The 14,168-nt window shown below is 55.6% G+C and carries 11 protein-coding genes; 4 read left to right on the top strand and 7 right to left on the bottom strand.

Features of this window, described 5'->3' with window-relative positions:
• Window positions 1-101 precede the first annotated feature (101 nt).
• Complete coding sequence (locus tag FFI90_RS09260) at window positions 102-974, top strand: alpha/beta fold hydrolase (protein WP_144777742.1); 873 nt, start codon at window positions 102-104, stop codon at window positions 972-974.
• Here the strand turns inward: FFI90_RS09260 and crp are convergent.
• Window positions 971-1,612 carry a cAMP-activated global transcriptional regulator CRP gene (gene crp / locus FFI90_RS09255; RefSeq protein WP_096783948.1) on the bottom strand — a complete coding sequence of 214 codons (642 nt, stop codon included), beginning with the start codon at window positions 1,610-1,612 and terminating at the stop codon, window positions 971-973. The genes FFI90_RS09260 and crp overlap by 4 nt on opposite strands.
• 266 nt (window positions 1,613-1,878) lie before the next feature.
• On the opposite strand from crp, the gene FFI90_RS09250 reads away from it, so the two are divergent.
• Window positions 1,879-2,301 (top strand): OsmC family protein, encoded by a 423-nt coding sequence (locus FFI90_RS09250; protein WP_144777741.1) that lies wholly within the window; start codon window positions 1,879-1,881, stop codon window positions 2,299-2,301.
• A gap of 170 nt (window positions 2,302-2,471) precedes the next feature.
• Complete coding sequence (gene speD, locus FFI90_RS09245) at window positions 2,472-3,266, top strand: adenosylmethionine decarboxylase (protein ID WP_144777740.1); 795 nt, start codon at window positions 2,472-2,474, stop codon at window positions 3,264-3,266.
• Window positions 3,267-3,281: 15 nt separating this feature from the next.
• On the opposite strand, the gene FFI90_RS09240 is transcribed toward speD, so the two are convergent.
• Window positions 3,282-4,148: a phosphoribulokinase gene (locus FFI90_RS09240; protein ID WP_144777739.1), complete on the bottom strand. Its 867-nt coding sequence runs from the start codon at window positions 4,146-4,148 to the stop codon at window positions 3,282-3,284.
• A gap of 63 nt (window positions 4,149-4,211) precedes the next feature.
• Entirely contained in the window at window positions 4,212-7,964 is a 3,753-nt protein-coding gene (locus FFI90_RS09235; protein WP_144777738.1) for a DUF1631 family protein, read from the bottom strand.
• Between the two features lie 192 nt (window positions 7,965-8,156).
• On the opposite strand from FFI90_RS09235, the gene FFI90_RS09230 reads away from it, so the two are divergent.
• Window positions 8,157-9,260, top strand: coding sequence for an aminopeptidase (locus FFI90_RS09230; RefSeq protein ID WP_144777737.1), 1,104 nt, complete (start codon window positions 8,157-8,159; stop codon window positions 9,258-9,260).
• Here the strand turns inward: FFI90_RS09230 and argA are convergent.
• The 4 genes from argA to argB all read right to left on the bottom strand — a co-directional run bounded on the left by argA (window position 9,234) and on the right by argB (window position 14,143).
• Complete coding sequence (gene argA / locus FFI90_RS09225; RefSeq protein ID WP_144777736.1) at window positions 9,234-10,541, bottom strand: amino-acid N-acetyltransferase; 1,308 nt, start codon at window positions 10,539-10,541, stop codon at window positions 9,234-9,236. The genes FFI90_RS09230 and argA overlap by 27 nt on opposite strands.
• Window positions 10,542-10,729: 188 nt before the next feature.
• Window positions 10,730-11,926: an acetylornithine deacetylase gene (argE, locus tag FFI90_RS09220; protein WP_144777735.1), complete on the bottom strand. Its 1,197-nt coding sequence runs from the start codon at window positions 11,924-11,926 to the stop codon at window positions 10,730-10,732.
• Between the two features lie 25 nt (window positions 11,927-11,951).
• Window positions 11,952-13,205 (bottom strand): acetylornithine deacetylase, encoded by a 1,254-nt coding sequence (locus FFI90_RS09215; RefSeq protein ID WP_144777734.1) that lies wholly within the window; start codon window positions 13,203-13,205, stop codon window positions 11,952-11,954.
• 41 nt (window positions 13,206-13,246) lie between these two features.
• Window positions 13,247-14,143, bottom strand: a complete 897-nt coding sequence (argB, locus tag FFI90_RS09210) for an acetylglutamate kinase (RefSeq protein WP_144777733.1) — start codon at window positions 14,141-14,143, stop codon at window positions 13,247-13,249.
• Window positions 14,144-14,168 lie beyond the last annotated feature (25 nt).

The following is a 14,168-nucleotide window of genomic DNA, read 5'->3' as shown; positions in this document are numbered from 1 at the left end:
CAACCGGACCGGCTTATGGCCCTATTGGCCAAAGCCCCGCCTGCCTCTGACAAGTAAGCTTCTTCGCATAAACCGTTCAACTCCTTGATCCCGGACTTGTAATGACGTTCAGCACTCACCGTGTCACCAGCGGAAAAATTTGCCTGCACGCCGTAACCCAAGGGAACCCGGACGGCGTACCTCTGGTTTTGGTCCACGGATACCCGGACAACCACCGCGTCTGGGACAAAGTAGTTGACGCTCTGGCGCAAGATTATTTTCTCCTACGCTACGATGTCCGAGGTGCCGGCCTTTCCGACAAACCGGTTCGTACGCGGGATTACCGGTTAGCGCTACTGGCGGAAGATCTTGAAGCTGTCGTGGATCAGTTACTGCCAAACCGCCAGTTTCATATACTTGCCCACGATTGGGGCTCTATACAGAGTTGGGAGTCTGTCGGCTCAGGTCCATTGCAGGGGCGAATTCTTTCCTTTACGTCCATTTCCGGCCCTTGCCTTGATCATATTGCAGCCTGGTTAAGGGCGCAGGCTTCAAACCTTACCGGTAGCGGGTCAGTCCGAGTTGCCAAACAACTACTTAAATCCTGGTACGTTTTTCTGTTCCAAGTGCCAGCCATACCGGAAGCCGTTTGGGGTATGGGCCTTTACAAACAGTGGCCAGCTTTTCTGAAGAAGCGGGAGGGCGTTGTAGATGCCCGTTTCAGCAGGTTACAAAAAGATGACGGGCGCTTTGGTATGCATCTGTATCGGGCTAATGTCATACCTCGTCTGCTCAGGCCTCAACCAAGGTTCGCAACCTGCCCAGTGCAGCTAATTATTCCGAAGCATGACAACTATGTGAGCGCAGACTTGCTCTGTCATTTAAACCAGTGGGTGGAAAAACTAACCCGAGTGCAGATTGATGCACCGCACTGGGCGCCTCTTACAGAGCCAGAGACTATTGCCAGTGCGGTACACAGCTTTATTCACCCTTAGCGGGTGCCGAAAACCACCATGGTTTTGCCTTTAACTCTTACCAGCCCCTGATCTTCGAGAGTTTTTAAAACCCGGCCCACCATCTCGCGCGAACAGCCTACAATGCGGCCAATTTCCTGACGGGTGATCTTGATCTGCATGCCATCAGGGTGCGTCATGGCGTCTGGCTCCTTGCACAGATCCAGCAAGGTGCGGGCAACCCGACCAGTTACATCCAGAAATGCCAGATCGCCAACTTTGCGGGTAGTCTGGCGCAGCCGCGAAGCCATCTGCTCGCCAATAAAATAGAGAACTCCGAGATCCTGCTGGGCAATTTCCCGGAATTTGGGGTAGCTTATCTCAGCTACCTCACATTCGGTTTTAGCCTTCACCCAGGCGCTGCGGGAATCCATATTGTCGAACAGCCCCATCTCACCAAAGAAGTCTCCGGCATTGAGATAGGCCATGATCATCTCGCGACCATCATCATCCTCAATGATGACCGTAACGGAACCCTTGACGATGTAAAAGAGAGAGTCGCTTTTGTCGCCCGCGTAAATAATGGTGCTCTTGGCCGGATACCGGCGGCGATGACATTGCGAAAGAAAATAGTCGAGATGCTTGGTTTTCTGCTCAACCGGCTTGACGATAGTGGCCATAGTGCGAGTCGTGCCTCCTCAAATACTGGCGGGTTCCGATGTTTGTTGTTCACCCGGCTTTCCATGCGGGTTCGGTTGTTTTTGCTACAAAACAGAGCAACTTATAGCAAGAAGGCCTGCTTCGAGCAACTGGAAACAGTATACAAGATGTATCTGGAATGTCTGTCGCCACCTGTCAGCAAACCCGGGTTATGCTAGCATCCTGATCCAACAGCTTACCTCGGGGCCTGCTGACGCCAGCCCTGTTTAACAGGAGAACACCCTTCATGAAAGCAACCGTCGACTGGACAGGCAACGCCAGCTTCCGGGTTACCAGTGGTACCGGACACTCTGTGCAACTGGATGGCCCGCCCGATCACGGCGGCGAAAACCTCGGCCCCCGCCCGATGGAAATGCTGCTGATGGGTCTTGGGGGATGTTCATCCTTTGATGTCATGAACATTCTGAAAAAAAGTCGTCAGGACGTCACGGCCTGCCACGCCGACCTGGAAGCAGAACGAGCCGATGCAGTTCCGTCGGTCTTCACGAAGATCCATCTCCATTTTGTGGTGACCGGCCACAACCTCAAGGAAAATCAGGTAAAACGCGCCGTAAGCCTGTCAGCCGAGAAGTACTGCTCCGCCTCGATCATGCTCGAAAAGGCAGGGGTGGAAATCAGCCACAGCCATGAAATCCGCAGCGCAGAGTAAGCCTTGCTCACAGTACTATTCAATACCCGGCGGGGCGTGCATAATACCGCCCTTTCTCCGCCGGTCTGCGCAAAAGGTGAACAACCTGGTCAGTAGTCGGTGGCGGCCTATGCAGGGCGTGCAACCGCCGCTCTGACGTCATTCATCTCCATAATCCGGAGGGGCTGAGCATGGAACCAAAACTCCAGTTGCACGGTTTCAATAACCTGACCAAATCCCTGAGCTTCAACATCTACGACATCTGTTACGCGCAGACCGAAGAGCAACGCGCAGGTTACATTGATTACATTGACGAGATGTACAACGCAGAACGCCTTACCCAGATCCTGACCGACGTGGTCAAGATCATCGGTGCCAACGTTCTCAACATCGCCCGCCAGGATTACGAGCCCCACGGTGCATCGGTTACCATGCTCATTGCCGAGCATGAGCTGACCAGTGGCGAAGAGCCAGACAACGAAGAATCACCCGGCCCGCTTCCCGACACCATCGTAGCCCACCTGGACAAGAGCCACGTGACGGTGCATACCTACCCCGAAAGCCACCCACATGAGGGCATCAGCACCTTCCGGGCAGACATCGACGTGTCTACCTGCGGCCTGATCTCACCATTGAAGGTACTGAACTACCTGATCCACAGCTTCGATTCCGATGTGGTTACGGTTGACTATCGTGTACGCGGATTTACCCGGGATATAGACGGCACCAAACACTATATTGATCATGACATCAACTCGATCCAGAACTATCTGACCGAAGATACGCAGAACGCCTATCAGATGATTGATGTGAACGTTTATCAGGAAAACCTCTTTCACACCAAAATGATGCTCAAGGCGTTCAACCTGGATAATCATGTGTTCGGAGAGAATGCCGACGAACTGGACCCGGAAGTGGCACAGTCCATCGAAGATCGTTTGCGGCGCGAGAAGCTGGAGATATTCTACTCGCGCAACGTGGAGTAAAAACGCGCGGCAGAATCAGGCGAAGGATTTCTGGGCAATCAGGCGCTGCAACATGGGTCTCACGATCAAATCCATGGCCAGCGCCATTTTTGGCCCCGGAATGACCAGAGTGTCGTGGCGTGACAAGGTACTGTTCGGTATTGCTTGCAGCAGGTAGGAAAAATCAACTTCAGAGGCATCCCGGAAGCGAATCACCAACATGCTTTCATCTTCCGTAGGCACATCCCGGACCACAAACGGGTTGGACGTGTCCACCAGAGGGATGCGCTGGAAGTTGATATGGGTATGTGAAAACTGCGGCACGATATCGTGAACATAATCGTCCATTCGATTGATGATTGTTGCGACCACCGCTTCCTGACTGTAACCCCGCTGATAGGTGTCCCGGTGTATTTTCTGAATCCACTCCAGATTTACAATGGGTACCACGCCGATCAGCAGATCCACATACTGCGCGATATTAAACGCCTCACTCACCACGGCACCGTGCAGACCTTCGTAGAATAACAGGTCGGTATCGGGGTCCAGCGAGCCCCAGGCCGTAAACGTACCCGGCTTGTGGCCTTCAGCCTGCAATCCGCGATCTTCATCGTGAACATACTGTCGATATCGACCGTTGCCTGATTGACCATAGTCGTAAAACAGCGCCTCCAGCTTATCGATATGGTTGGCCGCGAGAGCAAAATGGTTACGCTCACCAAATTGACCCTTGGCGGCCAATCGAGCCATCTGCTCCCGGTTATAACGGTGAAAACTGTCTCCGCTGACCATCGCAGCGGTCAGCTCCTCACTCGTAAACATGCGCCGGAAAATCTGGCCTGTGGTGCTTGTGCCGGCACCGGATGAGCCGGTAACCGCAATAATGGGGTGACGTTTCGACATGGCTGAAGCGCGCCGTGGTTTGAATGAAAATTGAATACGGGTTAGATAAGAACCGGGTTAACCTCAGGCAAGGCTGTCGAGCGAACGGGGGTTCTCGATCACAAAGCCCTGAGCGTAATCCACGCCCAGCTGTCTCAGTGTATCCAGCACGTCGCGTGATTCAACCTGAGCTGCAATCACTTCCCGATCCATATAGTGCGCCATATCCACCATGGATTGCACCATAGCCCGATCGGTTTCGCTGGTGCTCAGCTGGCCGGTGAACGCGCTATCAATTTTGATCATATCAACCGGTAGCGAGCGCATGAATTCGAACGAGCTTGGGCCGCTGCCGAAATTTCCGAGGCAAAACCTGCACCCCAGCTCTTTCATCTCAATAATAAAGTCGGCCACCGCCTGCACATCATTGATCGCGGACGCTTCGGTTATTTCGAACCAGAGGCGCTCGATAGGTGCGTCTTTTTCACTCAACTTTTCATAGATGTATTCAAGTAGCGATTGGTCGTTCAAAGAGTATCCGGACAAATTGATGCACACGCCACCAAGATGGCGAGGGTCCGGTGCCTTTACCCGCAACCAGTCCAGCAAATGCCCAACTACCCAGCGATCAACGGCCTGCATGCGGTCATACCGCTCTGCCATGCGTACAAAATCCCGGCCGGTAATCAGCACCCCGGAATCGTCGTACATGCTGATCAGCACTTCATACTGGGTTGCCATCCGGGCACGTCCGTGTAAAGGAATAATCTTCTGACAGCGCAACAACATCCGCTCTTCGTCGAGATCACCAAGGCTGGCAACCTTGGCCGCTATCTGCTCCTGACGGGCCTGATCACCAGCATCCAGGGAATAAACAGAAATCTTGCCCAGCCCTTTATGCTTGGAGACCTCCAGGGCCTGCTCAGAGGCTCGCAGCCAGCGCTCAGCGCTAACCAGCCCAGGCAACTCCGGAACAACCCCGACACTGGCTGACAACCGGTAACTTCTGCCACCGTATACGAATTCGGCCTTCTCGACGGCCGCAATCAGATTAAGGGCCGCATCGTCTGCATTCTCAGACGGCACCAGCATGCCAAATTCATTCCCGGCAAGCCGCGCCAGAGGCATTCCATCACCAACATGATCGCGCAGCAGATCCGCAACACTTTTCAGGGTGTCGTCACCGGCCTGATACCCGGCCGTGTCGTTCAACAGGCGGAACTTGCGCAGATCCAACCGCAACAAGGAGCGCTCGTCCTCACGCCGGGCCAGCTGCTGGTCGAGCATGCGCTCAAACTCGCGACGCCCAAGGAGCCCCGTCAGTTCGTCATGAGTAGAAGCCCAAGACAGCTGGTCATAGACCTTACGAACCATTCGGTCGATACTTTCATCCACCAGCGGCCGCTCGTATTGGCCATCGGGCACAATAATACCCTTTCGCATATGACGCGCCAGAGCTTCGAGCTCAAGCTCCACAACCCGCATACCCTGATGATTCACAAAAACAAACCGGCTGAACCCACGGGCCACCCAGACCAACCGGATATACTGTGGCTCGTCAGGTTTTTCCTGATCCCGCAGCCAGTCCCCAGTACGAAGCTTCTGGGCCCGGTTTATCCAACGTTGAAGGCTGCGTTGCTCACGCTCCGACAACGACTGTTTGAGGTCTTTATCAGTCGTCGTCGCAGGCACCTCCACCATTTCCGGTGGTTTGTCAGGACTGCGCACCAAAAACTGCTTCAGTTCATCACGTATCTGTGAGGACGGCATGTGATTACTGGAAATAGATGCGAGGCCGTCCTGAATAACCCGGAGCAGTTCCGGCAGATTCACTGAACTGTCACGGTCTTCAGCAAACGCCAGTAGCGAATCAACCACCGATAGGTAATCTTGCCAAACCTGGCTGTCCTGTCCCTGACGTATCCAGGTCAGTGACAGCAAATCCCGCCAGCCACCATCAAGCAGGCTGAGCACGGCTTTTGGTATTTTGCGTCCCGCCAGTTTCCGGTTCAGCACCTCGGCTACTGCAGATTTGGACTCGGCAACTTTCTGGGCGCCCTCCGCCGCGGCCGTTACCCGCTCCACATTTCGGCGGTATACCAGGTTCTGGCGATCAATCAGGCTGTCAAGCTCCTGAACTGTCTGCTCAAAAACCCCGGTATCCTGCTCAAAGTCTGTGGTGATACGCTGGACAAGCTCATCGACCCGGCGCTGAACCACCGGGTTGAGCCGGCCGCCCTTAACGCCAAGCTGCGCCAGCCGGTTCATAACGCCTCTGACGGGGCTGTTCTCGTCATCAAAAAATGCGGGGTCGCGCATCACCACTTTCAGAACCGGCACTTCAAGCTGGCGCATCCGGTCCTGGGCGTATTCGCTGAGTTTCGGACTCTCGGTTACAGACTGAAAGAAACGATCGACAACATCCAGCGTACCCTGCTGTTCGTCATCCAGCTTTTTTGCACCGCTCTCGCGAACTTTTTCGACTACCCGCTCCCGCAGTGGGATAACGTTGCTGGCACCGTCAACCGGTTCTGCCTGGAGCTGTTGAAGCTCGCGTTGCAACTCGCCCGAAGACATGGGTTTGGCATTGACCGGAAATGACGCCGGCTCAGTACCGCCACGCGTTGCACGGCTGTCAGCGAGCGTTCCCAGCAAATTCCGTACGGTCGCAAAGGCTGACTGCGCTGCCTGAGCATAACTCCGGAATTCATTGCCCGAGCGTGCCTTTCCAGGCCCCGTATCGCGGTTCTTTGGTGTGGGCTGTGGCTTGCCAGGAGCTGGCTCGCTCGGACTTTGAACCGGTTGACTCTGCTCTGCCGCCGGCTTGCTCTGAGGGCTAGTGACAGCCTGCTCACTCAGATACTTACTGAGATCCAGTTCCGGCAACACGCCATGGCGAATGAGGATATTGTTCAGTTCTTTATACAGAGGCCCCAAGTGGAACAGCACGGACTGTTCAAACACTTTAAGGCAGATTTTTTCAACCTCTCGGGAGGCTTTGAGCTGGCTCAGGCCCGCGTGAAACGACTCGCACACAAGTGACGGGCCAAGCGGATTATGATGCCCGGTTGCGTTGGCAATGCCCAGCTTGTCCAGGCGCAGCTTGAGCTGAAGCAGGTCTTTACGGTATTGGGTGTCGGCTTTTGTAACCATCACCCGGATCGTCAGCCAGTCTTCAAACTCGCCCTTGTCCACCATCGAAAGCTCGGAGCCGGGAAAACCTTTAGGGGCCGGTTTTAGCGGAGATTCAAGGCTACGAGCTATCTGGTGCCATATAACCCGCTGCCGCGCCTGAACCTGGCCCGAAAAATCCATCAACTCATTAGCCTGCTGGTCGTTCGTAGCTTTCTGTGCTGCCGCTTTCAGGGCTGTGGCCATCTGCACAAAGCAGACGTCCATGAGTGGTTCTATGTGCTGGATAACCGCACGGGCAGACTGGTGCAGCACAAACTGGACACGTTCACTCGGGGCGCGCAACGAGGCGCGATCCTGACTGTGGGAACCGCCGCACTGCTGTAACATGGCGGCGACTGCTTCCGGGTTCGTACGGGTGAAATTAACGCCCATGGCGCCGTCAATACGCCTGACCATACTGACATGGAGTTCATGGCGCTTTTTTCCATCCGGACCGCGAAAGCGCACAATCAGCTCGGGTGGCGTGGCGGAAGCAAAGGCCCGATCAAGTTTGCGTGATGTTTCACCGGAATAGCGTACAAACAGGCCCTCGGGACAAAAATCCGCAATCTGACATGGCCACGACTCGCCGGTACCCAGATCAATCTGGGCGGCAAGTTTGATGGGTTTACGGGGGCTGTTGCGCCGCTCTCTCGGATCCATGAACTACCTGATATTGCACAAAGCCGGAAGGGGCCGGATACTCTGCCCGCTAACGGCTAACGTCCCTGAAAAATAGTGGTCGCTGCCACCTTCTGTTATGAAAAGCGTGACCGTGCTTGTAACCGTTATTATGAGTGTACTATAGCGACTATCCCGGGGCACACAAACCCCACCGTCTTAACGTCGTAACCTATGAAGCAGCTTAGTCAGATCTATACAGTTTTGCTACTGATAACGTGCCTGAACGGTTGCACTTCCATCAGCTACTACACTCAAGCCATTTCGGGCCACTTGGCGCTGACGATGGCGGGCAAACCGGTAGACAGCTATATCGCCAGCCACGAAACACCGGATGGACTCCGAAACAAGCTGATTGTGTCCCGCCAGGCTCGCCACTTTGCAACTGAACGCCTCGATCTGCCAACGGGTAATGCATTCAAAGACTATGTGGCTCTTGATCACTCCTGGGTGGTGGTTAATCTGGTCGCCGTGCCGGAGTTTTCGCTACAAGCACACCAGTGGTGCTATCCGGTGCTTGGCTGCCAGGCATACCGGGGGTATTTTCATCTTGAAGACGCTGAGCTGGAAGAGCAACGCTTCCAGGCCAAAGGCTACGACACCTTCATCGGCGGTGTAACGGCGTACTCGACACTGGGGTGGTTTGACGACCCACTCCATTCCGGTTTTACCAATCTGTCCGATGACCGCATGGTGGCCCTGATGTTCCACGAGCTGGCTCACCAGGTTGTCTATATCAAAGAAGACACCGGCTTCAATGAGAGCTTTGCCACCGCGGTGGAGCTGGAAGGCCTGAAACTCTGGCTGGCACATCAAGGGGAGCCATCAGTATTCGAACAGGCACTTGTGCGTTTCGAGTTGCGCAACAAAACCTATGCACTGGTAGAGTCCGCAAGCGTTGATCTGAAGAATCTGTACCGGCAGCAGGGCATCCTTTCTGACAGCCGTCTTCGCAAGCGCAAACGGCTCATTTTTGAAGAGCTGAATGCGTCTTACGAAGGGCTGCTTGACGACGAGAACCAAAGAACAGAGTCAAGAGGCAACAGGGAAGAAATAAAGGGGCCCTTCGGGACGCCACCTGTCGCCTTCAACAACGCTCGTATCGCTCTGTTCAAGCAATACAATCAGTATGTGCCCGCCTTTCGCCAGCTACTCAAACAGTCAGACTACGACTTCCCGACGTTTTACCGTGCCGTGAAATCCCTTTCCCGACAACCTGATGGACAGCGTCAGCAAATGTTGCAGGACCTTTCAGAGCGGTTTAAAGAACACTTTTGAATTGCGCTGTGTATTGTAGGCAGCAAGCTTTGGCCCGGGCAATGCCTGCACCGTGCTGGGTTGGAAACCGCGCTCACGAAACCAGTGCTCAGTTTGTGTGGTGAGCACGAACAGCTTCTGAACACCCTGACTGCGGGCATGCCTTTCGATCATCAGCAGAATCTCGTCGCCACGACCGGCGCGGCGATAGGCGGCATCCACAGCAAAGCAGGACAATTCTCCGGCGCCCTCATCCGGATAGTTGTGCAAAGCGGCGCAACCGACAATGGTGCCATCACGCTCTGCGACAACAAAGTGTTCGATATCAGTTTCCAGCATTTCCCGCGACCGCCGCACCAGAATGCCCTGCTCTTCCAGTGGTTCAATCAGCCCCAGAATTCCACCGATATCCTCGGCCCGGGCCTGCCGGATCTGTTCGTAGTGATCACCACTGACCAGCGTGCCGGTTCCGTCGCGGGTAAACAGTTCTTCCAGCAGGGCGCCATCATTTACGTAGCTGATAATGTGCGCTCGTCTAACGCCCTTCACGCAGGCGTCACAGGCGGCCCGTAGCAAATCGGCGTCGTGCCCGGTGACGGTTCCATCCGCCAGCCGCCCCGGCGCCTCGCGTGCTGAAAGCTCTCTGATAAGCGAGCCGTCCCGCTCAAGCAGCCCCTCATCATCGATAAACACAATAAGTTTTTCCGCCTGCAGCGCCGCCGCCACTTGGCTACCGACATCTTCGTACAGGAGATTGAAGGTGTCGCCGGTGGGTGAATAGCCCAAAGGGGGCAGTAGGACAATATGTCCCTGCTCCAGCAGCTTCTCGATACCGGCCACATCAACCCGCCGCACCTTGCCGGTATAACCAAAATCGATGCCGTCCAGCACACCAACAGGTTTCGCAGTCACATAGTTGCCACTACTTACCCGAATGCGCGCATTGTGCATGGGCGAATTCACCAGCCCCATGGACAACTGGCTTTCGAGGTATGCGCGCAGGCCACCAGTTGCTTCCATGACCAGCGGCAAATGGTCTTCGGGGGTTATCCGCAGACTGCGGGCAAACGTCGATTCCAAACCGGCGCCATCCAGGCGGCGCTGAATTTGCGGCCGCGCCCCGAAGGCGACAACCAGGCGCACGCCCAGACTGCTCAGTAGCGCAATGTCATGAATGATGTTGATGAAATTTTCATGCTCGACCGCATCGCCCGGAATGGTCAACACAACCGTACGGCCACGGTGCGCATTGATATAAGGTGATGAATGACGGAATGAATGCAGCCAGCCGTTCGATTTCAAGTTTTGTTCCCCAGTCCGTATTTTTTGATGCGCATACCAGTTTACTCCAAGAGCGCTGCCGGGCACCCACGCCAAAACCGTGGAGCGCCAGGGATGGCGCGACCGAGCCCTACAGGGACGTATTCACGGGCGTGTTTCGAAGTGGGCGCCCGGCAGCGCTCAGCCCGGAATCTGGCACGCAAGGATACTTAAAGACAAAACTGCCGGATAAGACCCCTGAGAATCTTCACCGTAGGCTCAAGCTGCGACAGTTCTATGAACTCGTCTGGCTGGTGGGCCTGATCAATCGAACCCGGGCCCAGAACCAGGGTTTCCATACCAAGCTTCTGCAGCCAGGGAGCCTCGGTCGCAAAGGCAACCGCCTGGGCAGTATGGCCAGTAAGCGTTTCACAGGCTTTAACCAGCGCGGCGTCCGCTGACGTTTCAAAGGGTGGCACGCCGTCAAACAGCGGTTCGAATTCCATAGTCAATTCGCGCCGCTCAGCCACCGGTTGAATTTTGTGCAGAATGTCCTGACGCAGATTTTCCATGCTCATGCCGGGCAGCGGGCGCAGATCAAAGTGCAGCTCGCAGCGGGCGCAAATGCGGTTCGGGTTATCACCACCGTGAATGCAGCCAAGGTTGAGTGTTGGCACCTGAACGTCAAAATTCGTGTTGCGGTACTGTTGTTGCCAGTCTGCGCGCAGTGTCAGAAGTTCACCAAGGGCCTCGTGCATGCCCTCCAGAGCATTACGCCCCAGCCCCGGATCGGAGGAGTGGCCAGATTGCCCTTCAAACGTTAACCGCTCCATCATAATGCCTTTGTGCATACGCACTGGCCGGAGACTGGTGGGCTCGCCTATGACCGCATAACGGGCTTTTGGCTGGCCAGCTTCCGCGAGCGCTCTGGCCCCGTTCATGGAGGTCTCTTCATCCGCTGTCGCGAGAATGATCAACGGTTGCTTCATGTCTGCGGCTGTAAACGCCTTGGCAGCCTCGATTGCCAGGGGAAAAAAGCCTTTCATGTCGCATGTGCCCAGCCCGTACCAGCGGTTGTCGCGTTCGGTCAGGGTAAAGGGGTCGCTTTGCCAGCGCTTGTCATCAAAAGGCACGGTGTCCGTGTGGCCAGATAGCACCAGGCCGCCAGAACCGCTACCCAGAGTGCCAATCAGGTTGTACTTGCCGGGCATCCCGGGCACAGCCAGAACTTCAACGCAGAACCCCAAGGCTTCCAGCCACTCCCCAAGCGTTCGCACCACAGGCTCGTTACTGTGATCCCATTCTGCGGATGCGCTGCTGATAGACGGCAGCGAAATCAGCTGGGTCAGCATCTCACGCACGCCCGGCACGGTGTCTGCCCTACTGGTACTTTTACGGCCGCCAGTATCGTCGCTGAACTGCTGCATTGTCTCTCCTTGTCCGGCTTGAACGCTATTTTGCCTGGCCCCGTCGCCAGACCTCAAACGCTGTAATAGCACGGACAGCTATAGGATAGGCCACCTCACCTCCTGCAACCTTGCGGGCAACTTCCAGCTGCCGCTCGGTAACACTCGCAAGTCGGCCATCCACCACATTCCCGTTCGAGAGTGACACCCGGACCTTGCGATTGATCCACATGGCCGCCTGTTCAAGATCTTCGGTATACCAGCGGGTAATATCCGGGCTTTCCCGAGGCACAACCGGCTCAAGGGCTTCTTTTGGTGGTTCAGGAACAACCGGCTCGGCTTTGCGAAGAAACACATCTGGCACCATAGCGCCATTGTATTGCAGCGCCCAGGCCACAGCACCATTCGCACGTTCATTCTCTGAGCGCACCGGTATACCCAGTGTGTCTGAGCTCGGCTGCACAGAGGCTGTTATTTCCCCACCCTCAAGTAGCCACTGCCGGTAAAGCGCCAGTAACTGATCGCTGGCACGCCAGCCACGCGCCTTCAATCCGGCCTCGAAGCCGGCCAGGGCACGCCCTGCCCACTGAACCGGATCCAGACCGGCTTCGCGGGCGCAATAGGCCGCCACTCGCCGCATAAGCCCGCCATCTCGCAATGTAACTTCAAGGGGCTGGGCCGAGCTTGTCAGTGTCGCCTCTGGCGATGCCAGATTAATTCGTGCCTCTGGCCAGCTAAGCTCCAGACTGCCGGTATTTGCGGAGTTCAGCTCAAGGTGAACGCGATCTGGCGTCTGATTTACAATTAGCTCGCCGGACAAACCGGTTATGCCCATGCGTAACAAATCACCACTGCCGAGCTGCTGACGTGGATCGGGTGCGCAGGGAAGCGCGAACAACGCCGCCTTCTGACGCCGGGTAACTCCCTCTGCAGTCACCCAATTCCGGAACATGGTTGCCTCAAGGGCCAATGCCAGCCCTTCTGCCCGCATAGTCCAGCTGGCCGGTATATCTGAAGGGGTCGCTAACGCCGTTAACAGGGCAAGGGGCGAACCGGCATCAAACTCTGCCCGACCGATAACCAGCGGTTGGGTCAGCTCGAAATCCTGCCAGGATGCACCCGATAGCACCAAGCGGCCCTCGACGCCGGAAGTGAGCCTGCCGCGCTCCAGGACTCCGCTTTCGCCAAGCGCCTGACGCGCTTCTGACATGCGCTGATCCGCCAGCCACCAAACGCCTGCCTTAAACGCGGCAAAGCCGAGCAATGCAGCCAGAATCAGAATTGTGAGCAGACGTTTCATCCGGAAAATCCTCAAGCAGCGCCGTCAGTTGCGGAAAATCGTTAGTTACGGGAAATAAGTGTTCCGACACCCTCATCCGTAAAGATTTCCAGCAGGCACGCATGAGCCACCCGGCCATCAATAATATGGGACGTTCGCACCCCATTCTCTACCGCGCTCAGTGCGCAGCGGATCTTTGGCAGCATTCCGCCATGAATGGTGCCGTCTTCAATCAGATCATTCACCTGTTGTGCGGTCAGCCCGGTGAGCACTTTGTCTTGCTTGCTTTTGAGCCCGGATACGTTGGTCAACAGCATCAGCTTTTCGGCCTTCATGGCCTCGGCAACCTTGCCGGCAACCAGGTCTGCGTTGATATTGTAGGATGCGCCATCAGGACCCACTCCAATCGGCGCAATCACTGGAATCACGTTGCTGCGGGTGAGCATATCAATCACGTCAACATTGATGCTGGCCACCTCGCCAACGCGCCCGATATCAATAATCTCAGGGCGCTCCAGCTCCGGCGAACGATCCACAACTTCCAGTTTTCGGGCGCGAATGAGGTTGGCATCCTTCCCGGTCAGGCCTATGGCGGTTCCGCCCTGGGCATTGATCAGGGACACAATTTCCTTGTTCACCTGGCCACCCAGCACCATTTCCACCACATCCATGGTTGCCGCATCGGTAACACGCATGCCGTTCACGAAGCGGGACTGGATATTGAGGCGCTGCAAAAGCTCGCCAATCTGGGGGCCGCCACCATGAACAACAATCGGGTTTATGCCAACCAGCTTCATAAGCACTACGTCACGGGCGAAACTGCTTTTGAGTTCCTCGTTTTCCATGGCGTTACCGCCATATTTGATAACGACCGTTTTCCCGGTAAACCTCTGAATGTACGGTAAACCCCGGCTCAGAACTGTTGCCACCTGCATTGCTGTTTCACGATCCAGCGTCATCTTGTTGCCTTAATAAATCAGAAAT

This window comes from Marinobacter maritimus (genome assembly GCF_007671675.1).
Taxonomy (GTDB): domain Bacteria; phylum Pseudomonadota; class Gammaproteobacteria; order Pseudomonadales; family Oleiphilaceae; genus Marinobacter; species Marinobacter maritimus.
Note: the sequence above shows the minus strand (reverse complement) of the source record. Positions and strands in the feature narration are given on the sequence as shown.

Coding starts and splice junctions, on each gene's coding strand:
- FFI90_RS09260 (WP_144777742.1), top strand. CDS start 102: ATGACGTTCAGCACTCACCGTGTCACCAGCGGAAAAATTTGCCTGCAC.
- crp (WP_096783948.1), bottom strand. CDS start 1,612: ATGGCCACTATCGTCAAGCCGGTTGAGCAGAAAACCAAGCATCTCGAC.
- FFI90_RS09250 (WP_144777741.1), top strand. CDS start 1,879: ATGAAAGCAACCGTCGACTGGACAGGCAACGCCAGCTTCCGGGTTACC.
- speD (WP_144777740.1), top strand. CDS start 2,472: ATGGAACCAAAACTCCAGTTGCACGGTTTCAATAACCTGACCAAATCC.
- FFI90_RS09240 (WP_144777739.1), bottom strand. CDS start 4,148: ATGTCGAAACGTCACCCCATTATTGCGGTTACCGGCTCATCCGGTGCC.
- FFI90_RS09235 (WP_144777738.1), bottom strand. CDS start 7,964: ATGGATCCGAGAGAGCGGCGCAACAGCCCCCGTAAACCCATCAAACTT.
- FFI90_RS09230 (WP_144777737.1), top strand. CDS start 8,157: ATGAAGCAGCTTAGTCAGATCTATACAGTTTTGCTACTGATAACGTGC.
- argE (WP_144777735.1), bottom strand. CDS start 11,926: ATGCAGCAGTTCAGCGACGATACTGGCGGCCGTAAAAGTACCAGTAGG.
- FFI90_RS09215 (WP_144777734.1), bottom strand. CDS start 13,205: ATGAAACGTCTGCTCACAATTCTGATTCTGGCTGCATTGCTCGGCTTT.
- argB (WP_144777733.1), bottom strand. CDS start 14,143: ATGACGCTGGATCGTGAAACAGCAATGCAGGTGGCAACAGTTCTGAGC.